Source organism: Candidatus Palauibacter sp., assembly GCF_965197445.1.
Taxonomy (GTDB): Bacteria; Gemmatimonadota; Gemmatimonadetes; order Palauibacterales; family Palauibacteraceae; genus Palauibacter.
This window is the reverse complement of the sequence record NZ_CBDANE010000003.1, coordinates 390,475-416,005: the sequence shown is the minus strand read 5'-3', so window position 1 is coordinate 416,005 and position 25,531 is coordinate 390,475. Positions and strand designations below refer to the sequence as shown.

General features: G+C 68.1%; 17 protein-coding genes and 1 pseudogene. 4 read left to right on the top strand and 14 right to left on the bottom strand.

Annotated features, from left to right (window positions below; genetic code table 11):
* Window positions 1-10: 10 nt before the first annotated feature.
* Window positions 11-184, bottom strand: a pseudogene (locus ACN9M6_RS02515) (SelT/SelW/SelH family protein); the annotation flags it as partial.
* Between the two features lie 125 nt (window positions 185-309).
* Between ACN9M6_RS02515 and ACN9M6_RS02510 the strand changes: the two are divergent.
* Window positions 310-5,151 (top strand): NAD-glutamate dehydrogenase, encoded by a 4,842-nt coding sequence (locus tag ACN9M6_RS02510; protein WP_419161337.1) that lies wholly within the window; start codon window positions 310-312, stop codon window positions 5,149-5,151.
* 265 nt (window positions 5,152-5,416) lie between these two features.
* Here ACN9M6_RS02510 and ACN9M6_RS02505 read toward each other — a convergent pair whose 3' ends face one another.
* The 4 genes from ACN9M6_RS02505 to ACN9M6_RS02490 form a co-directional block, all read right to left on the bottom strand.
* Window positions 5,417-6,709, bottom strand: a complete 1,293-nt coding sequence (locus tag ACN9M6_RS02505) for an ISNCY family transposase (protein WP_419161336.1) — start codon at window positions 6,707-6,709, stop codon at window positions 5,417-5,419.
* A gap of 203 nt (window positions 6,710-6,912) precedes the next feature.
* A complete protein-coding gene (gene glnA, locus ACN9M6_RS02500; RefSeq protein ID WP_419161335.1) occupies window positions 6,913-8,313 on the bottom strand; it encodes a type I glutamate--ammonia ligase in 1,401 nt (466 codons plus the stop codon).
* Window positions 8,314-8,480: 167 nt separating this feature from the next.
* Window positions 8,481-9,119, bottom strand: a complete 639-nt coding sequence (locus ACN9M6_RS02495) for a 4'-phosphopantetheinyl transferase family protein (protein WP_419161334.1) — start codon at window positions 9,117-9,119, stop codon at window positions 8,481-8,483.
* A 59-nt stretch (window positions 9,120-9,178) separates the two neighbouring features.
* Window positions 9,179-10,198 carry an NAD-dependent epimerase/dehydratase family protein gene (locus ACN9M6_RS02490; protein ID WP_419161333.1) on the bottom strand — a complete coding sequence of 340 codons (1,020 nt, stop codon included), beginning with the start codon at window positions 10,196-10,198 and terminating at the stop codon, window positions 9,179-9,181.
* Window positions 10,199-10,360: 162 nt separating this feature from the next.
* On the opposite strand from ACN9M6_RS02490, the gene ACN9M6_RS02485 reads away from it, so the two are divergent.
* From ACN9M6_RS02485 to ACN9M6_RS02475, 3 genes are all read left to right on the top strand, one after another.
* On the top strand, window positions 10,361-10,720 hold the full coding sequence (locus ACN9M6_RS02485; protein ID WP_419161332.1) for a hypothetical protein: 360 nt from the start codon (window positions 10,361-10,363) through the stop codon (window positions 10,718-10,720).
* 126 nt (window positions 10,721-10,846) lie between these two features.
* Window positions 10,847-12,301: an IMP dehydrogenase gene (gene guaB, locus ACN9M6_RS02480; RefSeq protein ID WP_419161331.1), complete on the top strand. Its 1,455-nt coding sequence runs from the start codon at window positions 10,847-10,849 to the stop codon at window positions 12,299-12,301.
* A gap of 133 nt (window positions 12,302-12,434) precedes the next feature.
* Window positions 12,435-14,108, top strand: a complete 1,674-nt coding sequence (locus ACN9M6_RS02475; RefSeq protein ID WP_419161330.1) for a LysM peptidoglycan-binding domain-containing protein — start codon at window positions 12,435-12,437, stop codon at window positions 14,106-14,108.
* On the opposite strand, the gene ACN9M6_RS02470 is transcribed toward ACN9M6_RS02475, so the two are convergent.
* From ACN9M6_RS02470 to mfd, 9 genes are read right to left on the bottom strand one after another with little or no spacing between them, the layout of a single operon-like run.
* Entirely contained in the window at window positions 13,998-15,437 is a 1,440-nt protein-coding gene (locus tag ACN9M6_RS02470; protein WP_419161329.1) for a nucleotide sugar dehydrogenase, read from the bottom strand. The two genes, ACN9M6_RS02475 and ACN9M6_RS02470, sit on opposite strands and share 111 nt — an antisense overlap.
* A gap of 13 nt (window positions 15,438-15,450) precedes the next feature.
* Window positions 15,451-15,936: a cyclic pyranopterin monophosphate synthase MoaC gene (moaC, locus tag ACN9M6_RS02465; protein ID WP_419161328.1), complete on the bottom strand. Its 486-nt coding sequence runs from the start codon at window positions 15,934-15,936 to the stop codon at window positions 15,451-15,453.
* Between the two features lie 17 nt (window positions 15,937-15,953).
* Window positions 15,954-17,096 carry an ATP-binding protein gene (locus ACN9M6_RS02460; RefSeq protein ID WP_419161327.1) on the bottom strand — a complete coding sequence of 381 codons (1,143 nt, stop codon included), beginning with the start codon at window positions 17,094-17,096 and terminating at the stop codon, window positions 15,954-15,956.
* Window positions 17,093-18,301 carry a murein hydrolase activator EnvC family protein gene (locus ACN9M6_RS02455; protein WP_419161326.1) on the bottom strand — a complete coding sequence of 403 codons (1,209 nt, stop codon included), beginning with the start codon at window positions 18,299-18,301 and terminating at the stop codon, window positions 17,093-17,095. The genes ACN9M6_RS02460 and ACN9M6_RS02455 overlap by 4 nt, the downstream gene beginning before the upstream one ends.
* Window positions 18,291-19,181 carry a cell division protein FtsX gene (locus ACN9M6_RS02450; RefSeq protein ID WP_419161325.1) on the bottom strand — a complete coding sequence of 297 codons (891 nt, stop codon included), beginning with the start codon at window positions 19,179-19,181 and terminating at the stop codon, window positions 18,291-18,293. The genes ACN9M6_RS02455 and ACN9M6_RS02450 overlap by 11 nt, the downstream gene beginning before the upstream one ends.
* The gene (locus ACN9M6_RS02445; RefSeq protein WP_419161324.1) at window positions 19,178-19,909 is read right to left on the bottom strand and encodes a cell division ATP-binding protein FtsE; all 732 of its coding nucleotides are present in this window, start codon (window positions 19,907-19,909) and stop codon (window positions 19,178-19,180) included. The genes ACN9M6_RS02450 and ACN9M6_RS02445 overlap by 4 nt, the downstream gene beginning before the upstream one ends.
* The gene (locus tag ACN9M6_RS02440) at window positions 19,906-20,850 is read right to left on the bottom strand and encodes a PdxA family dehydrogenase (RefSeq protein WP_419161323.1); all 945 of its coding nucleotides are present in this window, start codon (window positions 20,848-20,850) and stop codon (window positions 19,906-19,908) included. The genes ACN9M6_RS02445 and ACN9M6_RS02440 overlap by 4 nt, the downstream gene beginning before the upstream one ends.
* 31 nt (window positions 20,851-20,881) lie before the next feature.
* Complete coding sequence (locus ACN9M6_RS02435) at window positions 20,882-22,279, bottom strand: peptidylprolyl isomerase (protein ID WP_419161322.1); 1,398 nt, start codon at window positions 22,277-22,279, stop codon at window positions 20,882-20,884.
* The gene (mfd, locus tag ACN9M6_RS02430) at window positions 22,279-25,527 is read right to left on the bottom strand and encodes a transcription-repair coupling factor (RefSeq protein WP_419161321.1); all 3,249 of its coding nucleotides are present in this window, start codon (window positions 25,525-25,527) and stop codon (window positions 22,279-22,281) included. The genes ACN9M6_RS02435 and mfd overlap by 1 nt, the downstream gene beginning before the upstream one ends.
* Between the last annotated feature and the right edge of the window lie 4 nt (window positions 25,528-25,531).

Below are 25,531 nucleotides of genomic sequence, written 5' to 3'. Positions count from 1 at the left end.
ATGCCGGCCTTCAAGCGAGCGCGGCGAGGATCTCCTCATGGGTGGGATGACGGCCTGTGGCCGCCTTCGAGTAGATGAGATTGCCGTCCGCCACGACCTCGAACCGGCCGCCGCCGGACGGGAGCATCTCGATCTCGAGGTTGTCGAACCGTTCTCCGAGGGTGGCCGCCAGACTGACGGCTTTCGGTTCGTAGTTTCAAGCAGTGCAGTATTCGATGGATATGTGCATCCGTCTCGTCTTTCTCCCGGTTCCGATCTCCCGGCACGCTCGCCGTTGACTCTGACGGGAACAATGGGGTATCTACGGGCATGAAACACAAGCCTGCCCGGCAACAGGATCTCGACCCGCTGATTCGCGAGGTGGAGGCGCGCCTCCCGGGAGCGCCGGCCGAAGCCGTACGAGGGCTCGCGCGGCGGCTGTTCAGCCGCGGCTACGCCAATATCGCGGACGGTCGCCCGCTGGACGGTCTCGCGGACGATGTCGCGGCCCTCTACCGGCTCCTGGAAAGCGCGGCCGACGGCGACATCGCGATCCGGATCGACTGGGATCCGGAGGATGCTTCGCGCGGCGTGCTGCAGACCGTGATGGAGGACCGTCCGTTCATCGTCGACACGTTGCGCGAGTACCTGCACTCCATCGGGCTCGACATCCCTCACCTCCTCCACCCCGTCGTCGTCGTCGACCGCGACAGGTCCGGCCGCGTGGTCGACATCCGCGATCGCTCCGCCGACGGCGCGCGGATGTCGGTGGTCCACGTCGTCCTCGACGGGGCGCACCACGCGCCGAGTCGGGAGACCTTGCAGGCCGAAGTACGTCGGCGTCTCGAACTGGTGAAGGCCGTCACCCAGGACTTCCCGGCCATGCTCGAGCAGGCGGGAACGCTCGTCAGCGAACTGGAGGCCAAGCGCAGCGAGATTCCCTGGCGCGCGGGCGAACTGGAGGAGATCCAGGAACTCCTCCGCTGGCTGGTGGACCCCGGCTTCGTCTTCCTCGGCTACCGCGCGTACAACATCAAGGAGGACGAGTCCGGGCGCGACTGGATCCAAGTCGATGAAGGAAGCGGGCTCGGGATTCTGAGGGACGACGCCAGGTCCAAGTACCACGAACCCAGGCCTCTCTCCGGGCTCGCCCCCGACCTGCGCGCGCGCGTACTGGGCGGGCCGCTGCTCATCATCTCGAAGACCAACGCCGAGAGCCCCATCCGACGACACGTTCGCATGGACTACGTCGGCATCAAGCGTCTCCGTCCGGACGGGACGGTCGGGGGAGAACACCGTTTCCTGGGTCTGTTCACCGCGAAGGCGTTCTCGCAGGACGCCTCCTCCATCCCGATTCTGCGCCGCAAACTGCGCGAGATCCTGCAGCTTGAAGCCGCGCCGGCGGGATCGCACGACTACAACGTCATCCTGCAGACGTTCAACTCGATGCCGAAGGAGGAGTTGTTCCTCGCGTCGGTCGAGGAGATCCGCTCCGTCATCGACGCGGTCATGGCCACGGGAGGCGGGGACGATGTCCGGGTCACGGCGCGCCCCGACCAGCTCGGACGCGGCGTCCAGATCCTGGTCATCCTCCCCAAGAGCCATTTCTCGGGACAGGTGCGGAGGAAACTGCAGGCGGCGCTGATCGAGGCGTATCAGGGCGGCTTGCTCAACTACCATCTTGCCCTGGGCCAGGGCGACCAGGCACGGCTGCACTTCTACCTGGAGCACGACGCGGACGAGACGGGTCCGGTCGACCTCGAGGCCGTCCAGTCCGTCGTCCGCTCGATCGTCCGCACCTGGGAGGAGCGCCTGGAGGACGCCCTCGTCGCCGTGCACGGGGCGACGCGAGGCCACCACCTGGCGACGCACCTCGTGAGTTTCTCGTCGGGATACCAGGGGGCGCTGGACGTCGGCACTGCCGTCGGGGATGTCGCCCAGCTCGCCCGGCTGGCCGAGACGCGCGAGAGCCAGATGCGGCTCAGCCGGTCGGTTTCGGGGACGGGCCGCCACTACGAGCTGCGGTTGTTCTCCGAGCGGGGGCACTACGTACTGAGCGACGTGGTCCCCACGCTCGAAAACCTCGGGCTCCGGGTGCTCGACTCGGTGCGATTCCGGGTCCGGCTGCAGGACGAGACGGGCGCCGCCGAAGACGAAACGATCGCCGCCAAGATCCAGGTTTTCGATGCCGAGGCGCGGCGGGATCACGACATCGACATGGAGGAGGCGGAGGATCGGATCGCGGACGCCCTGCGGGCGATCCACGCGGGGGTCGCCGAGGACGACCGCCTGAACGAACTTATCGTGACCGCCGGGCTTTCGTGGGAAGAAGTCGCCGTCCTTCGGGCCTACGCCGGCTACAGCTTCCGGATCGGCGCCGTCGCGAGTCCGACGGGGGGACAGTTCCCGCTCACGATGTACCCCGCGATCGCGCGCTGCCTGTTCCGTGCCTTCGAGGCGCGCTTCGATCCCGAGGCGCGGGAGGGGGCCGACGAGACGATCCTGCGTCTCAACCGCGAATTCAACCGCGGGCTGGCCTCGGTACGGGGGATCGAGGACGACCGGACGCTGCGTCGGATGATGGATCTCGTCCATGCGACGGTGCGCACGAACTACTACCGGGGCGAACTGCGGCGCTCACCGCTCCTCGCGCTCAAGATCTCGAGCCGGACCGTCGACTTCATCCCCGAACCGAAGCCGAAGCACGAGGTCTACCTGCGCGGGCACCGCACGGAGGCTGCCCACCTGCGCATGGACGACGTGGCGCGCGGCGGCATCCGGTGGAGCGACCGCTACGGGGACTTCCGGGTCGAGGTGCTCGGGTTGGTGAAAACCCAGCGGGTCAAGAACGCCGTCATCGTGCCGGGCGGTGCGAAGGGGGCCTTCATCGTCAAGGGGCTGCCGGAGGACCGGGAGGCGCGGCTCGCCGCTGGCCTCGACAGCTACCGGGACTTCATCCGCGGGTTGCTCGAGATCTCCGACGACGTGGTGGACGGCGAGGTGAAACAGCCGGAGGGCATGGTCATCCATGACGCGGCCGACCCCTATCTGGTCGTCGCGGCGGACAAGGGGACCGCCAAGAACTCCGACACGGCAAACGAACTGGCTGTGGAGGCGGGCTTCTGGCTCGGAGACGCCTTCGCCTCGGGCGGATCGCAGGGGTACGACCACAAGAAGGAAGGGATCACGGCCCGCGGCGCATGGGAGTGCGTGAAGCGGCACTTCCGTGAACTGGACATCGACTACGAGAACGAGCCGTTCACGGCGGTCGGCATCGGCGACATGAGCGGCGATGTGTTCGGCAACGGGATGCTGCTCAGTAAGCAGATCCAGCTCGTCGCCGCATTCGATCACCGTCACATCTTTCTCGACCCCGACCCGGACCCGGGGGTCGCGTGGGCTGAACGCAAGCGCCTGTTCGACCTGCCGGCGTCGTCGTGGGCCGACTACGACGCGAGCCTCCTGAGCGAGGGGGGCGGAGTCTACGACCGCACCGAGAAGCAGATCCAGCTCGCGCCGCAGGCGCAGGGGCGGTTGGGTCTCGACCGGGAGGTGGTGAACGGGAACGACCTCATCCGCGCCATCCTCATGGCGCCGGTCGACCTGCTGTGGAACGGCGGCATCGGTACCTACGTCAAGGCTGACTCCGAGCGCCACGCCGATGTGGGCGACCCCAGCGGCGACGCGGTTCGGGTTGATGCCACGGAGGTCCAGGCCCGCGTGGTCGGCGAGGGCGGCAATCTCGGCTTCACCCAGCGCGCGCGGGTGGAGTTCGCGATCTCCGGCGGGAGCATCAATACGGACGCGGTCGACAACTCCGCCGGTGTCGACATGTCCGACCACGAGGTCAACCTCAAGATCCTGCTCGGCGCGCCGCTGTCGCGCGGGGAGATAGACTTCGAGAGCCGGAACGATTTGCTGAGGGAATGCACGAACGAGGTCGCCTACAAGGTTCTCCGCAACTGCTACAGCCAGAGCCTGGCCATCAGCCTCGACTACAGCAGGGCACGGCGGATCCCGGCGGCCTTCCGCGAGGTGATCCAGCGGTTCGAGCGGGAAGGGATCCTGGACCCCGCGCTCGAATATCTGCCCACGGGCGACGAACTGATCGAACGGGAGAACGTCGGGGCGCACCTCACGCGCCCGGAACTCGCGACAGTGCTCGCGTACTCCAAGCTCCACCTCAAGCACTCGCTCACCGCGTCGAGCGTGTCGCGGGACCCGGCCATGATGGAACTCGTCGAGGACTACTTCCCGTTCGGCGCCCTCAAGGAAGTCGAAACCGCGGACCTCGAGGCGCACCGGCTGCGGCCCCACATCTCGAGCATGCTGCTGACGAATCGCTTCGTCGACCGCATGGGCGCGACGAGCCACATACGGCTCATGGAGGAGTCGGGCCGGGCCGCCGCAACCGTTGCCCGCACCTGGTATGTCGCGTCACGGATCGCGGACGCGGAGGACCTGTACGAGCGACTCCGCGTGGCCGAGACCCGGATGCGAAGCGGGGCGCAGTCTCAGTGCTACCTGGCGATGGCGGACGCGCTGACCCGCGCGACCCGGTGGCTGCTGCAGCGCTCCGACCCCGTGCAGCCCATCGCGGACGCGATCGAGTGGCTACATGAACCTGTGCGGGCGATCCGCGCGGCGCTGCCGGAACTGCTCACGGCTGAACGGCTGGAGCGCTTCCAGTCCACCTGTTCGCTGCACGAGATGGACGGGCTCGATTCGGAGGCGGCCGCGCAGCTGGCGACCTTCCGCTACGTGGACGAACTGCTGCCCATCGCCCACCTGATTCGGGAGACCGGCGCCCCCACGATACAGGTCGGCGCGGTGTATCTGGGCCTCGCCGAAGACATCGATTTCCCGTGGCTTCGGTCCAGCGTGTACGAACTCATGACGGACGACCCGTGGGACCAGCGCGCCGCGCGGGTCCTGGTGACGAGGCTCGAGCGTGCGCGCTCGCGAATGGCGGCCCTGGTGATCGCCGCTGCCGGAGAGTCGACCATCGACGACGCGATGCGGGCGTTCCGGCGGCGGAACGCGGTGGGTCTGAGCCGGATCCGGAATGTGATCTCCGACATCCGGAGTGCGGGAGGAGATCGTCTCTCCGGCCTGGTCGTGGCCGTGGACGCCGTCAACGATCCGGGGATCCTCGAACCCCCGGATCGCTGATCAGCTCAGGCGCGGTGGCTGCTGGTCGTGGCCGCTAGCTAGTTCTTGTCCGTTTTCTGTCGTCGGAGGGGCTCAATGCTGCGGGGGATTCGGTGTTTGTTGGGGCCGGGAAGGCGGTCTTGGGCGTAAATGGGCCGATGAGTACGGGCTTTCCGCCGTAGCGGCCGTCAAAGTGGCGTTTTCTCCAGTATCGGGGGATGCGAAGCCTGTCCCGGTTCGGCCGAACCGGGACAGGCGGGTTCCGCGGAAGCGGCCCGTTGCCGGTTCAGGCCGGTTTCAGCTTCAACTTGCGACGCGCGATCACCCACAGATTGTGCGTGACGACGGCCGACCAGACGTAGGCCCGGAAGTGTTCCAGCCCGCGCCAGTTGCAGCGGCCGAGGCCGAAGCAGCGCTTGAGGTACGAGACCACGGCCTCCATTCCGGCCCGGAAGTTCCTCAGCCGCCCGTAGACCCTCGGGGACGAGGCCATGTCCGTGGTCTTGAGGCCCTTCCTCTTGTGGAAGACCACGTCGCGCACTCCCAGCGCCTTCGCATCCGCCAGATTGTCCTTGCTGGCGTAGCCCCCGTCAAACGCCACCTGGTCCGGTGCCGATCCGTAGATTGCGGCGTGCCGCTCGATCATCGGCAGACAGCGCGAACTGTCCGCCGGATTGCCCGCTTCGACCACGGCATCGAACACCAGACCGCTCGCACCGCTGCCCAGGTTCACCTTGTGTCCGTACTGAACCCGGCGCCCGCCTTTGCGGATGATGTCGGTGTGGGGCTCGAACAGGCTCACCACCTTCTCCTCCGCGGGCACCGTCTCGCCCTTCAGCACCCGCCGTACCGTCTGGCGGACGACCGCCCCGGCCAGGTCCCGGTAGTGTGCGACCTGCGTGCGCCAGTCCTCCAGCCACGGCTCTTCGCGGCCCTCGACCGCCGCCAGGGCACCATCGGCGTACCGAAGCGTCCGCCGCACAACCGCCAGCAACTCGCGGTACAGCTTGACCTTACGCTTCATCCGCGCCTTGGGGATCTTCCACTTCCTCCGCTTCGCCGCCCGGCGGTGGTCGTGGAAGAGGAAGGCATCGGGTCCCAGCTTCTCGCGGCCCCGGGCCAGCAGCCGGGACAGCACGCGCACCGCGTCGTACAGCAGCTGGCTGTCGCTCGGATCCAGGATATGGGTCTCGGTCACGGTGCTGTCGATGCGCACCTTGCGGCCCGCCTCGATCTTGTCGTCGCGTGCCCCGCCCAGCAGGACCCGGTTGATCCGCTCCCACACCTCGGCCCGGACGGCCCCGATGCAGCGTTGCAGCGCCGAGCGCTTCGGGGGCCGAAGCGGATCGACGCGCGTGAACCGCCTCGCCGAGGCGGAGTCGACCAGCACGAACTCCAGTTCCCGGTAGTCCGACTGCCACAGATGCTTCAGGATCCCGCAGCGCAGGATCACCTCGCAGGGCAAGCCGCGCCGGCCCACGGACGACACGACCCCGCGGTCCACGTCCGCGGCGATCCACTCCAGAAACTCCGGGTGTTCGTCCAGAAGCCTCGACATCAGGCCCAGCGCCCGCCCCATGTCGTGATCAGGATATCCGGCATCGAAAACCGCTGCGGTGCCCGTTTTGCACGCATCGGCAACTCCCCCTGGCGTCGGCACAAACCCTTGTCGTATGACTAAAGATAACCGCTTGCCCGACCCCATTCCACCCGATCCACCGTCCTCCTGCCCTCGTTTCTTCAATGGTGACAACGACTTAAGAGTTAATGGACGGGAACTAGCTAGTAGTCGATGTACTGGTCGATCTCCCACTCGGAGACCGACGCCACGTAGTCGCTCCACTCGGCCTTCTTGCGGCTGACGAACTGCTCGAAGATGTGGTCGCCGAGGGCGTCCTTCATGACTTCGTTCGCCTCGAGTTCGGCCACCGCCTCGCCCAGGTTCGCGGGCAGCACCTCGAGCCCGATCCGCTCGCGCTCCTCGTCGGAAAGCTGCCACACGTTCGTGTCGAGCGGGGGACCCGGATCGATCTGGTTCTCGATCCCGTCGAGACCGGCCGCCAGCTGGCAGGCGAGCGCCAGGTATCCGTTGCACGCCGGATCCGGCATCCGGAACTCCGCCCTCGTCCCCAGACCCCGCTGGTCCGGAATACGGATCATCGGCGACCGGTTGCGCTGCGACCACGCGATGGAGATCGGCGCCTCGTAGCCGGGCACGAGCCGCTTGTAGCTGTTGACGATCGGGTTCGAGACCGCCGCGATCGCCCGCGCGTGCTTCTTCAGCCCGCCGATGTAGTGGAGCATCACGTCCGCCAGCTCGTAGTCGGCGTCCGGGTCGTGGAAGACGTTCCTCCCGTCCCTGAACAGCGACTGGTGCGTGTGCATGCCCGACCCGTTGGCGCCGAAAATGGGCTTCGGCATGAACGTCGCGTGGAGCCCGTGCGCGAGCGCGATGTTCTTGACGACGAACTTGAATGTGATCAGGTCGTCGGCCGTCCGCAGCGCCTCGCCGTACTTGTAGTCGATCTCGTGCTGGCCCTCGGCGACCTCATGGTGCGCGGCCTCGATATCGATGCCCATCGCCTCCATGCCGGTGACCATCTCGCGTCGCGCGCGCTCCGCGAGGTCCGACGGCGTGAGGTCGAAATACGCCCCGTTGTCGTGCGTGACCATGTTGCAGCTTCCGTCCTCGTTCTTATTGAAGAGGAAGAACTCGGCCTCGACGCCGGCGTACATCTTGAAGCCCATCGACTCGGCCCTCGCGACGACCCGCTTGAGCGCCGCGCGCGGGCAGCCACCGAACGGCTTGTTGTAGGGGCGACGCACCTCGCAGTACATCTGGGCCACGCGGGCCTCCGGGTTCCCCCACGGGAAGATCCGGAATGTGTCCAGGTCCGGCCTGAGGAGCATGTCGCTCTCTTCGATGCGGACGTAACCCGCGATCGAGGAGCCGTCGAACATGATCTTCGCGTCGAAGGCATCGCCGAACTTGCTTGCCGGAACTTCGACGTTCTTCGGAAAGCCGTTGAGGTCGATGAAGACGAGACGAAGGAACCGGACGTTCCGCTCCTCGCACAGCTTCAGGAGGGCGTCGCGGTCGGCCGAGGCGACGGTGCTCCCGTAGTCGTCGTATCGAACCTGCGAGGAGTGCTCACTGGGTGCCGCAAAAACGGCGTCGGACATGGTGCGACCTCCGGGTCATGGGGCGGGCTGCAAGGGGGGGTCCGTACGTTCGGTTCCGCGCCGGGCGGTCGAGCACGACCCGCAATGTCGCGGGGCATTATCGGGAGCAGGTACGCTATCGTCAACCTCTTTCGGAGGGCCGCGGACCTGCGTGCGGCTCCGCCCGATCAAGGCCAGCTCCACCGGCGCACGGCAGCGGGCGCGCGCGTGCACGCCACGGCGCCGGCGAACCCGTCTTCGGGAAGGAGGTCGAGAAGCCACCAGGATCGTCCATCGAGGACCCCGCGGATCGTATCGACGCGGCCCAGCGGGCGTGAGAGGCCAAGTCCCGCGCCCTTGAGGATGGCCTCCTTTCGGGCCCAGATACGAAAGAACTCCGGCCGGGCCGCGACGGTGCTCCAGTCCGGCGACAGTTCCTGTTCCTCCGCGGACAGATGGTCCCGCGCGAGCCGCCCCGGATACGTGAGGGGACGAATCCGCTCGATGTCGACGCCGATCTCTCCCGATTCCCCCACCGCGAAGAGGGCCAGGTGGCCCGAGTGGCTGAGATTGAAGAAGAGCGGGGGAAGGTAGCCCTGCGCCCCGCCCGTCAGATGCGGCTTCCCGTGCTCTCCGTACTCGAGCACGAGTTCACCGGGGGGGAGGCCAAGGTACGCGCCCAGAAGGCGCCTGAGCGCGATGCGGGCGCGGCGGAACCGGGTCCGTCCCCTGGCCGTGGCGAGCCGCGCGGCGCGCGCTTCCTCGTCCGGACTCAGCAACTCGACACCGCCCCCCTCGTCGCCGGCCTCGAGGTCGATTCTCCACACGTGAAGATCGGCGCCGGGCCGCCCCGGAGAATGCGGCGCCCGGGGCCATTCCCGTGCGTTCAGTGGGCGGTGTACCAGTCCAGGGTGCGTTCGAGACCCTGGGCGAGCGAGTGGGTGGGGACATAGCCGAGTCGCTGCCGCGCCCTCGAAATGTCGGCGTAGGAATGTCGGATTTCCCCGGCTCGCAACTGTTCGTAGAGCGGTTCCACGTCCCTCAGCTCCGGCCGCGTCCTGGAGAGTCCGTCCCGTATGATGCCGAACAACTCGTTGAGGGTCGTGGGGTCGCCGGACGCGACGTTGTAGATGGCGCCGGTGGCGCTCGCCTCCGCCGTCGCGGCGAGCAGGTTCGCCTGGACCACGTCGTCTACGTAGAAGAAATCCCGGCTCGACCGGCCGTCTCCGTAGATGCGACACGGCTGCCCATCGAGCAGCAACCCGATCCATCTCGGGATGACGGAGGAGTAGGGTCCGTCCGGGTTCTGCCGTTTCCCGAACACATTGAAGTATCGCTGGCCAACGAGTTCGACGCCGTAACTCCGACGATGCATGTTGGCGTACATTTCGTTCACCCGCTTGGACGCCGCGTACGGCGACTGCGCGGTGCCGATCCGGTTCTCCATCTGCGGCAGGTGGGTCGAATCGCCATAGACGGAGTTCGACGAGGCATAGACGAGACGTTGGACGCCGCTCTCGCGGGCCGCGTCCAGCACGCTGACCAAACCCTCGACGTTGCAGGCGTAGGTCGCGAGCGGCTCCTCGATCGATCGGGGTACCGACCCCATCGCGGCCTGGTGGAGCACGATGTCGACCCCGCGGCAGGCCTCAAGCGCAGCGTCGCGGTCGGCGGCATCCGCCTCGATGAACCGGCACCGGTCTGCGGGAGCTCCCGACGCGGCCACGGCCTCCTCGATGTTGTGCAGGCGTCCCGTGGAGAGATCGTCGAGCGCTACAACCTCCTGCCCCAGGCGCAGAAGTTGCTCCAGGAGGTTGGATCCGATGAAGCCGGCAGCCCCCGTGACCAGCCAACGGCGGGGGGCCGCCCGCAACTCCTCGCAGGCGAGAGCGTATTCTGTTTCCACGAGAGTATGTTATGCTTCCCGCGCCGGGAGACGGAACCCCCCGGCTGCCCGTACTTGAAACCTGCCCCTCGTTTGACCGAGTATGATGGAGCATGAAGGGGGGCGACGCCGGGCTGCCCGGCGGCAACTCGAGGTGGACGACGCGCCATGGTCGAGGAAGGGATGAACGAGATCCTCAAGAAGAAAGTCTGGCGGAAGCTCCAGGCTCTTCCCGAGGACAAGCAGTACGAGGTCGTCGATTTCATCGACTATCTGTCGTCCAGGTACGCTCAGCGGCCGGCCCCGGGCGCGGATCCCTTCCAGCACTTCGCCGAATCCGTCCACCGAGGGCTGCGCAGGACCCGGGCCTCGACGACCGCCGTCAAGGGAACGATGAAAGTCCTCGGCGCCGCCGACCGCGTGATCGAGTCGTTCCGCGAAGCCGGACGCGGGTTCCTCGCCGAACTCGAGGCCGGTAACCCGGAGCCGCCCCCGAAGGATGACCGTCCTCCGCCCGAGACGCGCGAGGTCGTCGTCGACTGACGGGCTGATCCCCCGGAGGGCTGCCGCCGTTCGTTGACGTCGTCCCCGAAGTCGCCTACGATGGCGCATGGAAGCTCCAGCACCACGCCCACGCGCGCGCCGCAACCCCTTGCGGTCTCCACGGCGATGACGCGCCCGCTGCGCGAAGCGCTCACCTTCGACGACGTATTGCTGGCTCCGGGCCACGCTTTCGTGCACCCCGCGGACGTCGACGTTTCCACCCGTCTGACCGAGCGCATCCGGATCCAGATCCCGCTGCTTTCCGCGGCCATGGACACCGTCACGGAGTCCCAGATGGCGATCGCGCTCGCGCGCGAAGGCGGTATCGGCATCATCCACAAGAACATGCCGATCGAGGCGCAGGCCCAGCAGGTCGACCGCGTGAAGCGGTCCGAGAGCGGGATGATATTGAACCCCATCACGCTCGGTCCCGACGCCACCCTGGGCGAGGCCCGGCGACGCATGCGCGAGTTCTCGATCAGCGGCGTCCCGATCGTGAACGAGACCGGCGCACTCATCGGCATCCTCACCAATCGCGACCTCGTGTTCGAGACCGACCTCTCCCAGCCGGTCCGCGACGTGATGACGAGCGAGAATCTGGTCACGGCGCCCGCGGGGACGTCCCTCGGCGAAGCGGAGGAGATCCTGCGCCGCCACAAGATCGAGAAGCTGCCGGTGGTGGGAGAGGACGGGCGGCTGGCCGGGCTGATTACCGTCAAGGACATCTTCAAGCGACGGAAGTTTCCCAACGCGACGAAAGACGACCACGGGCGGCTCCGTGTGGGCGCGGCTGTGGGCGCGAGCCGCACGGAACTCGAGCGGGCGCGCGAGCTGGCGGCGGCGGGGGCGGATGTCGTGGTCGTGGACACGGCGCACGGACACTCGGAGGGCGTGCTCCAGGCCGTGTCACGCGTGCGGGAGGCGCTGCCCGACACCGACCTCATCGCCGGCAACGTCGGCACGCGCGAGGGCGCGGCGGCGCTGGTCGAGCGGGGCGTGAACGCGGTCAAGGTAGGTGTGGGTCCGGGGTCGATCTGCACGACGCGCGTTGTGACGGGCGTCGGAGTCCCGCAAATCACCGCGATCGAGGACAGCGTGGCGGGCGTGGCGGGGCGCGTCCCCGTCATCGGCGACGGCGGCATCAAGTACTCCGGCGACATCGTGAAGGCGATTGCGGCAGGCGCCGAGACCTGCATGCTCGGGTCCATGTTCGCCGGCACCGACGAGAGTCCGGGCGAGACGTTCCTGCTGGAGGGCCGCCGCTTCAAGGTCATCCGCGGCATGGGCTCGCTCGCGGCCATGCAGGCGGGGTCGGCCGACCGGTACTTCCAGGAGGGTTCGGTCATCCAGAAACTGGTCCCCGAGGGGATCGAAGGCCGGGTCCCCTACAAGGGGCCGGTATCGGACACGGTATTCCAGCTCGTCGGCGGCCTCCGGAGCGGGATGGGCTACTGCGGCGCCGCCACGATCGACGCACTGCGGCGCGAGGCCCGCTTCCTTCGCATTACCTCCGGTGGCCTGCGCGAGTCCCACCCCCATGATGTCGTGATCACGCGCGAGTCCCCCAACTACCACGTCTAGTCATCCCCCGTGTGGTTCGGTACCATGTCAGCGCGGCGACCGGGCCTGACTCCGGGGCGGCGCGGTGGTGGAGCGGCGAGGCAGTTGCGGGGTAGTGGATATCAGGTAGGGATATCACGGGAGATTGCCGCGAATGACTGATAAATCTTCGTATGTACGCCTTCATGGGCCCGGACTGGCGCTCTCGGCGCTGCTTCTGAACGGCTGCGCCTTCATCCATCGCACGCCCGACATCGGACCGGGGCCGGCGAACTCCGAGCAGGCACCGCCCGCGGTCGAGACACCGCCGCAGACTCCATCCGAATCGGCCCCGGATCCGGCGACCTCGGCGGAGTCCGAGGCCACGCGCGCTCCGAACGACGATTTGATGCCGGAGGATCCGCGTGTACCGGAGCCGGTCGGCGACAACTTCGACGGGCCGACCCCGGAAGAGATCGATCGCGCGATCCGCGACATGCTCGCCGGGGATCCCCTCGGATTGATCCACGAAGGGGAGGATGCGCGCGTCTTCCGGCTCGAGATGAATGATCGGGTCCGGTCCTGGATTCACTACTTCCAGACCGTCATCGGGGACCGCGTTGCGCTCTACCTCGGACGCAAGGCCCGCTATGAGCCGATGATCCGCCAGAAGCTGCGCGAGGCGGGGGTGCCGCAGGACCTGATCTATCTCGCCCTCATCGAGAGCGGCATGAGCCCGAATGCCTACAGTCGGGCCAGCGCGGTGGGCCTGTGGCAGTTCATCTCGGGCACCGCGCGGATGTACGACCTGGAGGTCTCGTACTGGGTCGACGAGAGGAGGGATCCCGAGAAAGCGACCGACGCGGCGGTTCGTCACCTGAAGGATCTCTATGAGGAGTTCGGCTCGTGGTATCTGGCGGCGGCCGCCTACAACGGAGGTCCCAACAGGGTGCGGCGCGGGCTCCGGAGGGCCCCGGGGGCGACGTTCTGGGATCTCGCCGACCGTCGTCTGCTCCGCCGGGAGACGCGTGACTATGTCCCGAAGATCATCGCAGCCGCCATGATCGGACACGACCCCGCGCGGTACGGATTCCCGGATCCGGTCGGGGAGGGTCCCGCCAGCTTCGCGACGGTGAAGGTGCCGGACGCGACGAGCTTCGATGTACTCGCGGAAATCGCCGGTACCGACGAGGAAACCATCGACCGGCTCAACCCGCAGTTCCCACGAGATGTGACGCCGCCGAAGCGGGAGGTCGAGGTCCGGATCCCGGTCGACGGAGCGGAGCAGTTCGCAGTTCGCTATGCCTCGGTTCCGGCGGAAGAACGGGTGACGTGGACGTTCCATACCGTCCAGCGGGGGCATACGCTGGGATGGATCGGTCAGCAGTATGGGGTGACCGTGACGGCCCTGCGCGCGGCGAACAGCAACGTGAACCCGCGGCGCCTGCAGATCGGGCAGGAGCTGGTGATTCCCAGGGCCGGTCGGCCATCCGCCAGGCGCACCTCCAGCAACCATGGGGGGTCGGGCACGGTCGTCACCGTCCACCGAGGCCAGACACTCGACGTCATCGGGCAACGGTATGGCGTGTCGGTGGCGGCCCTGCGGGCGGCGAACGGGAACGTCAACCCGCGGCGGCTCCAGATCGGGCAGAGACTGGTGATCCCGGGCTCCGCTCGAACATCCACGGCGGCGGCGAACGGCGACCCGCTGACGATCGTGGTCCGACCCGGCGACTCGCTATGGCTGATCGCCCGCCGACACTCGGTATCGACGCGTCAGATCATCGAGTGGAATCGCCTCTCGTCCACGCTCATCCGCCCCGGGGACCGGCTCGAGATCCGGGGCTAATCCGCTCCGCGGTGGGCCCGCGAGCGGATAAAAGGCCCCACTCCCCTGCCGTCCCCGCAGGCCGTTTCGCGTGTCGATCACGATCGACGACTTCTCCAGCACCAGGTCGTAGTCCACCTGCTGATGGTCCGTAACGAGGACGACGGCGTCGGCGGCTTCGAGGAGTTCCGCAGTCAGCGGTTCGGAGTCGAGGCCTCCCGCGTCGAGCGTGAGCCGCGGGACGAATGGGTCGTGATACGCGACCTCGGCGCCGCGACGGCGCAGAAGTTCGATGACGTCCAGCGCGGGACTCTCCCGGACATCGCCGACATCCGGCTTGTAAGCGACGCCAAGCAGGAGGACGTGGCTGCCGTTGACCGGCAGACGCTGCCGGTTCAGGGCCTGCGCGATCCGGTCCACCACATAGCGCGGCATCTCCGCGTTGACCTCCGAAGCCAGTTCGATGAATCGCGTGCGGTACTGCAGCGTACGCATCTTCCAGGCGAGGTATTGGGGGTCGACGGGCAGGCAGTGCCCCCCGAGGCCGGGTCCCGGCGTGAACCGCATGAATCCGTACGGCTTGGTGGACGCCGCCTCGACGACTTCCCAGATGTCGATCCCGAGCCGGTCGGCGATCACCGCCATCTCGTTCACGAGCCCGATGTTGACGGCTCGAAACGTGTTCTCGAGCAGTTTGGTCATTTCGGCGGCCTCCGGCGAGGAGACGCTCACCACCTCTTCGACGACCCGTTCGTATAGTGCGGCCGCAAGTTCACGGCAGGCTGCCGTGAGCCCCCCGACGACCTTGGCTGTGTTGGTGAAGTTGTACGTCGCGTTGCCCGGGTCGACGCGCTCGGGGCTGAAGGCGAGGAAGAAATCCTCCCCGGCCCGTAACCCGCCCCGTTCAAGTTCCGGCTGGAGCAGGTCGCGCGTGGTCCCCGGATAGGTCGTGGACTCGAGGACGATCAGCTGCCCGGGCCGGAGGCTGGCACGGATCTGCTCGAGCCCGTCGAGGATGTGGGAAACGTCGGGATCCCCGGTCTTCGCGAGCGGGGTGGGGACGCAGATGAGGATCGCGTCCATGGCGCCCAGTCGGCCGAAATCGCTCGTCGCGTCGAGGAGACCGGCTTCGACGGCGTCGGCGACGGTCTCCGGTGCGACGTCCCCGATGTGCGAGGCGCCGCGCCGGACCCGGCGGACCACACGCTCGTCTACATCGAAGCCCAGCGTCCGGAAGCCTGCCCCGGCGAAGGCCGTCACGACGGGCAGACCGACGTACCCCAGCCCGAGCACGCCCACGCGGGCCGCCCCCGACTCGATCTTCCCGAGCAACGCCTGTCGCTGGTTCAATGCAGCCCTCGCACTATTCCTCCGGCTCGGCCGTCCAGGTGCCCGACCGCCCCCCGCGCTTCTCGAGCAGCCGGATCGGACCCATCGACATGCCTCGGTCGATCGCCTTGCACATGTCGTACAGGGCCAGCAGGCCCGCCGCTACGCCCGCCAGCGCCTCCATCTCGACACCAGTCCGCCACTCGGCCGATGCGCGGACGCTCAGTCTGTATCCCGGCAGAGCTTCCACCGCCTCGAGTTCCACATCCACTGCGTCGAGCGGGATCGGATGGCAGAGCGGGACGAGCGCGGAAGCGGTCTTGGCGCCCTGGATCGACGCGATGCGGGCTACCGCGAGCGCCTCGCCCTTCTCGATCTCGCCATCCCGGATCGCCTCGAGAGTCGCGCGCCGCATCCGGATCCGGCCCTCGGCGACCGCCACGCGTCGCGTCAACGGCTTCTCCCCGACATCGACCATGCGTACCCGCCCGGCCGAGTCCAGATGTGTGAGTCGATCCACGAGCCTGCCTCCCGATCCTAGAACGATAATGGCGTAGTGTCGGCTGCTTCGCCCGCGAACGCGGTACTCATCTCCTCGAGCAGCAGGGCGATCGTCGCTTGCGGGTTCAGGTTTCGACCCACGCCCTCGAGCGCGGCATCGACCGACGCGAGAGCCTCGAGGACCGCTCTATCTGTCACCGTGCGCCCTTTCGTAAGCGACGCTATGCGAGTGGGGTCGAACGTCTCTCCGGTGGCCCCCGAAGCTACGCAGAGCAGGTCCCGCAGACGCACGCGCAGGTCCTCGAGAGCCGGCGCCAGCTCCCCCCGCGCCCCTCGGGCCGAATAGCGGCTGGCGGCGCGATACCTCGCACGCGACGTACCGTCGAGGGCGGCGGCCAGCAGATCGTCGGCCGCCGTCCCCGAGTCGTCCGCGTCCGTGTCCAGCAGGCGCCGGGCCTGGTATACCGCGCCGTCGGCCTTCCGGGCCACCGCGAGGGCACGATCGGCCGACACGTCAAGCTGCTCCGTCAGGTAGGCCGCCACCCTGGGCGTCGGCACGGGTGCGACGCGGAGCGGCACGGAGCGGGACCGGATGGTGGGCAGAAGCGCGTCGGGCCGGCTGCTCGTGAGGAGGATGTACGCGAACTCCGGCGGCTCCTCCAATAGCTTGAGAAACGCGTTCGCCGCCTCCGGGCTCGAGCTCTGCGGCACCATCCGGTCGGCATCCTCGATCACGAACACCGACTTCCGCGACATCGATGGACGCCGGGAAGCCTGGTCCCGGATGTTCTCCACCGCGGCCACGTAGAGTCCCTTCACGACCTCCGGATCCAGGCGCGCGTGAAGGTCTTCTCTCAGCAGCGCCAGGCGTTCATGCCGCTGCGCCTCGATCGCCTCCCGCAGTTTCGCCCGCGAGGCGGCTCGCTTCGGGCGCGGCATGGGGAAATGGAGGTGGATGTCCGGGTGCTCCAACCGCGCCGCCATGCGGCAACTCCGACACGTCCCGCAGGGCGAGTCTCCGGTGCCGCACTGGAGCGCCCGCGCGATCCACAGGGCCATCAGCCTCTTGCCGACGCCTTCCGGTCCAAGGATCAGCAGCGACTGCGGGAGCCTCCCGGATCCGATTGCCGCCCCCACCCGATGCCGGAGGTCTTCCTGCCCCCAGGGTTCCGGGCTCACGGCCGGCCCCTCAACCAGCGCACGGGATCCACCGCGCGGGGGCCCAACGCACCCGGCTCGTAGATCTGAAACTCGATGTGCGGGTTGGTCGCGTCGCCGCCCACGCGTCCGATCACCTGGCCCGATTGGACCTCCTGCTCCTCGCGGACGATGACGTCCCGCAGTTTCCGATAGGAGGAGTAGAAGCCACCTCCGTGGTCGATGATCACGGTCTGTCCCGAAGCCCGCGCGACGACGGACGCGACGGTACCGCGGTCCACCGCGCTCACCGGCGTGCCGCGCTCGGCGGCGATCCCGACCCCTTCGCGGGGGATCGTCGTGCGTCCCTTACGTTCGGGACCGAACCGCCAAAGGATGTCACCCTCGACCGGCCAGGCCAGGCGACCCAGGTCCGAGGTCGTGAGCGACGAAACGGTTGCGGCGCCGGCTTCGCGTTCCGCCGCGCGGCGTCGCTCCTCGAGGGTCGCGATCACGCCCCGGAGCTGCGCCTCTTCGCTCGCCAGACGGGCGAGAGTTGACTGCGCCTCGGCGCGCCGGTCGGAGAAAGTGCGTAGTCGCCGCTGCCGCTGCCGCTCGAGTCGCTCCAACTCATCGTATTCGCGCAGGTTCTCGGCCCGCACCAGTGCCATGCGGTCGGTCTCGAGGCTCAGCCGGCTTCGCTGGTCGACGACCCTCCGTTCCAGATCCTCCACCTGTTCCACGAGCATGCGGTCGAACAGGGCGACCGCGTGGAGGTACTTGTACCGGTTCAGAAGGTCCGAAAACGACCGCGACGAGAGGAGCACCTCCACGGTTCGTAGGGGACCCCGCTTGTAGATGTCGCGCAACCGCCCGTTCAGCACGACCTGACGCGCCGTCAGCTCGTCGCGCGTCCGCAGCATTTCGCCGGTCATGCTCGTCACCTGGTCCGTGAGCACGCGCAGCTGGATGTCGAACTCGGCCAGCACACTCGCGGAGGCCGCGATCTGGCGTTCGATGTTCACGAGTTCGGCCGAGTCGCCGCTCACCTGGCCCGAAATCCCGTCGAGTTGGCGTCGAAGCTGCTGCCGCTCCTCGCGAATCAGTTCAAGGCGGATCTGACTCTCGTCGAGTTGGCGGCGCACATCCGCTGGGTCCTGAGCAGCGCCGGGCGCGGGTCCGGCCCACGTCACGATCGCGAGCATCGCGAACGCCGCGGAGTTTCGCCACGGGCTGCTAGGCACCATATGCTCGCCCCACTTCGCGGTTCACCGAGAAGGCTGCGGCCAGCATGCCCAGGGCGGAGGCCGCGAGGACGCCGCCGCCGACCCAGACATCGGGCAGCCACGCGAGCGCTTCGAAGCCGTCGAGCCCGTCGAACCCGGCAAAGCGCGTGCGAAAGGCGATATAGGCGAGGCGCGTGACGCCGAGCGCGACCAGGCCGCCCGCGAGCCCGGTGATCGCGCCTTCGACCAGGTAGGGCCGCCGGATGTAGCCATCCCTGGCGCCGACGATCTGCATGATCTCGATTTCTTCCCCGCGGGCGAGGACGGCCATGCGCACGGCCGTTCCGACCAGGAGCACGGCCACGATGGCAAACCCGCTGCCGAGCGCGACGGCCGTGCCTGTCGCGAGGCGCCGGAGCGAAAACAGCCGCTCCACCCACTCGTCGCCGAACCGCGCTTCTTCGATGAACGGATACGCCGCGAGTCCGCCGGCGACCCCGGCTGCCGCCTGCGGCGTACGGAAGCCCTCGCGGAGCCTGAGATGGAAGGACGCGGGCAACGGGTTCACCCGAAGGTCGCCGTACACGTTCGAGAATTCGACCAGGTCGCGCCGCGCGTTGGCCAGCGCTTCGGTCTTCGACACATAGCGCACCTCCTCCACCGCGGGGAGCGCGCCCAGCTCGCGGCGGGCGACCCGGATCTGTTCGGGACTGGCGTCGTCGAGCAGGTAGCCGACGACCTCCACGCGGCGCTCCACGTCGCTGATCGCCGCGCCAATGTTGTGCGCCACGAGGCCGAACAGGCCGAGGATCACCAGGCTGAGCCCGACGGCGCCGATGGAGAGTCCGCACAGAAGCGGGGCGCGGCGGAAGCCGGCCAGCGCCTCGCGCAGCGGCCTCACGTCGCCCCCCCGGGCGTCGCCACCGTAGTCGCCGCAGTGGCCGTCTGCGGGACGGCCCGGTCGGCGGCAGAGTCGCGGACGAGGCGGCCGCCCTCCATCTCGATCACGCGGATCGCGGGATGACTCCGCACGAACTGAGCGTCGTGCGTCGCCATGAGCACCGCCGTGCCGAGCCGGTTCAGCGTACGGAAGAGCTCGAACACGCCGCGCGCCGCGCGAGGATCCAGATTACCGGTTGGCTCATCGGCGAGGAGGATCATGGGTTCTGTGGCCAGGGCCCGCGCGACCGCGACCCGCTGGCGCTCGCCGCCCGACAGCTCGGAAGGCCGGGAGCGCGCCTTGGCGGCGAGACCGACCTGGCTCAACAGCCGCTCGACGCGGCCGCTGATCTCGCGCCTCGGCGTCCGGATCACATCGAGCGCAAAGGCCACGTTCTCGGCGGCCGTCAGGCGCTCCAGCAGCTTGAAGTCCTGGAACACAAACCCCACGCGGCGCCGGAGCTCGGGCACGTCGCGCCGCCGCATCCGCTGCGAATTGTAGCGCGAGACCTGCACCTCGCCCTCGGTCGGCCGAGTCTGGAAGTGGATGAGTTCGAGGACTGTCGATTTGCCCGCACCGGACGGGCCGGTGAGAAACGCGAACTCGCCCTTGCGGAGGCGGAAGGAGACGTCCCGCGCGGCGGCCCCGGTCCGCGGGTACACCTTGGTGACGTCCCGCATCCAGATCATGCCGTCGCCGTCCGTGCCGTGCAGAAACGGGCACAGAGGGCGATCGCGGCCCGCATCGCGCCCGGATCCGCAATCCCGCGCCCCGCGATGTCCATGGCGGTGCCGTGGTCGGGGGATGTACGAGGGAAGGGGAGTCCGGCGGTCACGTTGACCCCCTCGTTCATGGCGATCGTCTTCAGGACGGCGAGGCCCACATCGTGATAGGGCGTGACGATCAGATCGGCCTGTCCTCCCAGCGCTTTCAGGAACACCGTGTCGCCCGGGAAAATGCCGAGCAGATCCACATCGGGATCGACCGCCAGACGCTCGAGCGCCGGCTCGAAGACCTCGATCTCCTCGTCGCCGAAGAGCCCGCCCTCGCCCGCATGCGGATTGAGTCCCGCGAAGGCGAGACGGGGCCGCTCGATCCCCCACCAGTCGCGCAGCGCGTCGATCGCGATCCGGGACCTGCACGCGAACAACTCCACATCGAGCGTGGTGGGTACGTCCCGGAGCGGCAGATGCGCAGTCAGGAGAGCGAGCCGCAGCGGACCGCCCAGCGGCGTGCGCTCGGCGGACATCATCATCGTGACTTCGCGCGAGCCGGTCAGCTCCTGCAGGAACTCCGTGTGGCCTGGGTGAGGGTAACCCGCCGCCCGCAGCGCCGTCTTGCTGATCGGTGCCGTCACGATCCCGTCCACCTCACCCGCCTGCGCAAGCTCCACGGCGCGCTCTATCGCCCGCCCCGACAGCTCGCCCGCGAGCTTCACGCCGCCCGCGGGATCCCAGTCGCCTACCCGATCGCGAGCGACCCCCGGCAACCGGTCCTCGATCTCCCCCAGGCCTCGCGGCCCGACCAGCACCGCCTCGATCCCGTCCGCCTCGGCGAGCGCCGCCGCGGTCACCTCCGGCCCGATCCCGCGCGGGTCACCCAGCGTTATCCCGACGCGTGGCGTCTTCATCGCCCTCCCGATCCCGCGGACTGCCGCCCGGTCAGAGTCTCAAGTCTATGTACGTACTGGAGCGCACCTCTTCGAGAAGAATGTCGATCTGCTTCCGCGTCCGCACACTCTGTCGGATCGCGTCGCGCACATCGTCGATTTCGAGCGGTCCCTCGGACCGGAAGGACAGCACATGGATCAGGCCGAACTCGGTGGGTCCGCCGCGCTGCATCTCAAGCGGCCCGTACACCGTCCCGGGCGTCGGATTCGTGAGCTCGGAGTCCCCCGCCGCGATGAACTGGCCCAGAAGGTTGCCGAGGGGGACGTCGTCGAAACGAATCGCGTCGTCGGCCACCCGCCCGCGGAACCATGCGGCCAGCCGCTCGGGGTCGACGCCGGCGCGCAGGCTGTCGGCGACCTGGACCGCGAGCGTCCGGGCCTCCTCAACGTCCTCCGGCTTGATCTCGGGGCGCAGAAGCACGTGTCGCAGGAAACGCTCTCCTCCACGCTGTCGCTCGACCTTGATGAAGTGAAGGCCGAACTGCGTCTGAACCGGACCGACCGCCTGGCTTGGCCGCGCCCCCCACGCCGCATCGCCGAAGGGTTTCACGAGCAGTTCGCGGCTCATCCAGCCCAGCTCACCTCCCTGTTCTCTCGTGCTTTCGTCGTCGGAATGGCGACGCGCGATGACCGAGAACTCCTCCCCGTTCGTCAGTTCGTTCTGAATCACCAGGGTTCGAGCCCGCGCGCTGTCCCGCGCCTCACCACTCGGAGTCGGGGTGACGACAAGCCGATTGAACGAGACGAGCGCGGGTCGCGGCGGCTGGCTCTGAGCAAATTCCTCGAACGCCGCTTCGACCTCCTCCTCGCTGACGATGACCGGCGGCAGGTCGGAGCGCTCCTCGAGCTGGAACCGATAGGACTGCCGCAGCGCCTCGGCCTCGGCCTGGGCGGTGAGCATCTGGCGGTACTGGAGCATGTTCATGCCCGTCTCCTCCACCGCCAGCATCATCTCCTCGTCTGTTGAAAACTGGGATCGGGTCTGCGCGAAGTACTGATCGGCCATTTCGGCCACTCGATCCTCGTTCGCCGTGACCCCGGCGATCTTCGCCTGCTGCAGGTAGATCAGGTCATCGACCATCGCCTCGAGCACCTCACGCGCGAACTGGAGCCACTCTTCCGAACCCTCAGGGGGGATGCGCGCCCCGCGCCCCTGGAGCTGGTAGAGTGTGATCGTGAGGTCGGACATGAGAATCGCCGTGTCGCCGACCACGGCCACCATACGGTCCAGCTCCTCCACGAACGGGGGGAACTCCGCCGAGGCCGTCGTGTCCGCCGGTGCGGGCTCGTTCTCCTGCACTGCGGAGGCCGGGGCGACGAACGTCGCGAGCGCGACGGCAAGCCAGAGCGGGGCCCGGCGGGCCCTGCTTCCAACACGAAGCTGGTTCACTAGCAGACTCCTCCCACAGGTGCCGCCGCTCTCGCCGCCTCCGCCTCCGGGCGACCCGGGGTCGCCAGAATCCCCAGGGCCTCTACCAGCGTCGGAAGGAGGGGTTCGGTTCCCGCGCGTTCAAGCACCAACGATAACGGTTCCAGCCGCCGCACTTCAACGTGCAATTGGCGGTCTCCGAGGGCGTTCGTGAGCAGTCCCAGTCGCGGCGCCGCCGTTTCTTCGAACGAAATCCGGGCGTCGTCGTCCGACACCCTGATCCAGGCCGCTTCGACCGCCGCCCCGAGGATCCGGAGTTCGGCCGCGCCGAGCAGCCGGGCTGTCGGCGCCGGCAGCCGGCCGAAGCGATCCTCGAGTTCCGCCCGGAACTCCTTCACTTCTTCCCACTTCGTGAGACGCGAGAGACGGCGATAGAGATGCATCTTGAGTTGTGACCCGGCAACGTACGAGTCCGGCAGGAACGACTCTCCGTCCACCGAAACGCGCGTGCGCGGGACGGGATCCGCGGAGTCTCCCTTCAACCTCCGCAGAGTGCTCTCGACCAGCCGCTGGTACGTCTCGATTCCGACCGCGGTCGCAAAACCGCTCTGCTCTCCACCGAGAAGATTGCCCGCGCCGCGCAGTTCGAGATCCTTGAGCGCCACCTGATATCCGGATCCAAGCTCCGTATGGTGTTCGAGGACGCGGAGTCTCTGCGTGGCCTCCGGAGCCACGGTCGAGGGGACGACGAGATAGCAGTAGGCCCGCCGGTGCGAGCGTCCGACGCGGCCCCGCAGCTGATAGAGCTGCGCGAGACCGAAATTGTGTGCTCCGTGCACGATCATCGTGTTGGCCGAGGGCACGTCGAGTCCGTTCTCGATGATCGACGTGCAGATGAGGAGGTCGATCTCCGCGCCCACGAAACGGTGCATCACGTCCTCGAGCTCTCGCACCGGCATCTGGCCGTGCGCGATCTCGGCTCGCGCTTCGGGCATCAGCTTCCGGACGCGGCTCGCCAGCGCGCGAATCGTCTCCACACGGTCGTGAACGAAGAATACCTGGCCGCCGCGGTCAAACTCCCGCCTCAGCGCTTCCTCCAGGATTCCGTCGTCCCACGGCAGGACATGGGTGATGATGGGCATTCGGTTTCGCGGCGGTGTACGAATCGTCGAGAGGTCGCGCAGGCCGCCCAGCGCGAGGTGGAGCGTGCGCGGGATCGGCGTGGCGGTCAGCGTGAGCACATCCACGGTCTCGCGAAACTCCTTCAACCGTTCCTTCTGACGAACGCCGAAGCGCTGTTCCTCGTCCACGATGAGGAGCCCCAGATCGCGGAACCCGACATCCTTCGACAGCAGCCGGTGCGTGCCGATCACGATGTCGATGGTTCCGGCGGTGAGACCCGCGATGACGGCGCGTTGCTCCGCGGCGGTGAGGAAACGCGACAACCCTTCGATGTGGACGGGGAAGCTCGCCAGACGCTCGCGGAAGGTGCCGAGATGCTGGTCGGCCAGAATCGTGGTGGGGGCGAGCACGGCGACCTGTGCTCCATCCTGCACGGCCTTGAACGCGGCCCGTATGGCGACCTCGGTCTTCCCGAACCCCACGTCGCCGCACACGAGGCGGTCCATCGGGACCGGGGCCTCGAGGTCCTGCCGTACGGTGTCCCAGGCACTGAGCTGGTCGGGCGTCTCATCGTAGAGGAACGCGGACTCCATCTCGCGCTGCCACGCGGTCTCGGCGGGGAACGCGCGGCCCGGGGACAGCTGCCGACGGGCGTACAGCTGCAGAAGTTCGACCGCCGTCGCCTCGATCGCCGCGACCGTCCGCTGCTTGAGCTGCTTCCACTTCCGGCGGCCCAGCTTGTGGACCGCCGGGGGACGGGCTTCCGAGCCGGAGGCTCCCCACCGTTCGATGAGATCGAGTCGGTAGTGGGGGAGTCGCAGAATCTCGCCGTCGGCGTACTGGATCTCCATCGTCTCGATCGTCTCGCCCCGGACTTCGACTCGCTCCATCCCCATGTAGCGGCCGATCCCGTGCTCCATGTGGACCACATAGTCCCCGGGCTCGACGGCCGCGATCGACTCGATGGTGGCGGCACCGCGAAGCCGGATGCGATGGCGGCGATATCTGCGCCGGAAGACTTCGTGGTCCGTGAGCACGAGCACGACGCCGGGGACCCCGACCCTGAACCCGCCGCTCAACGATCCGATGGCGAGGGTGACGTCCCCGGCCAGTGTCTCGCCGCCGCGCTCGCGAAGGATCTCCTCCAGCCTCTCGACCTGGCCGTCGTTGTCGCAGAAGATGACGATCCGTTCACCGCGGGCCCGCGACGTGCCGATCTCGGCCACGAGGCGCTTCATGTCACGGTCAATGGCCGGCGGCGGTTCCACGGGGAGCCGGATTGCGCTCCGGGAGGTCGGGAACTCGACGTCGTCCTCGACGAACTCCACGCGGCGGAGTCCGTTCAGATGCCGTTCCGCCTCGGGCGGCGGGACGACGAGTCCCTCGACAGGCTCGGCATCGGAGTCCTCCCGCCGTCTCGCGTCGCGGACCTCATCCCACAACCGGCTGCGGGCGCGGGCGCCGCCCTCCGGATCCAGGACCAGCGCCGCGGCCGTGGGAGGCAGCGTTTCGACCAGCGCGCGTCGCTCAAAGTCGCCGCCGCTCCCCGGTGCCCGGAGTGCGATCGGGAGCACCTCCGCGGCCTCCAGCCTTTCGGTCGAGCGCTGCGTGAGCGCGTCGAAGCGGCGGAGCGACGCGACCTCGTCCCCCCACAGTTCGATCCGGAGGGGCGCGGAATGGCCGAATGGGAAGAGGTCGACGATCCCGCCGCGAATCGCGTAGTCGCCCACCTCGCGCACCGTATAAGTGCGTGAGAATCCCATGCCTTCCAGGCGGTCGCCGAGATCGGCCAGCGGGTGCGTCTGACCATCAGCGATCCGCAGGGCCAGCGTTCGGCCGGCGCCGACCGGGATCGGGGCGCGCTCCGCGAGTGCGCGGGCCGTCGTCACGAGGATCCGGCAGTGACCTGAAAGCAGCGCACTCATGGCGTCGACGCGCTGGGCCTCGATCTCGACGTGAGGATCCGCGTCCTCGTACGGGAGCGTCTCGCGCTGCGGGTAACAGCGAACGCCCGTGCCGCCGAGTGTGCGCAGATCCTCGTATAGCGCGTCGGCTCGTTCGGGCACATCGGCCACGAGGACGATCGGCGCGCCCGTCGCGAGTTCGTCGAGTGCGAGCGCGAGTGCGGCCGGTGACGCGCCCGGCAAGTGA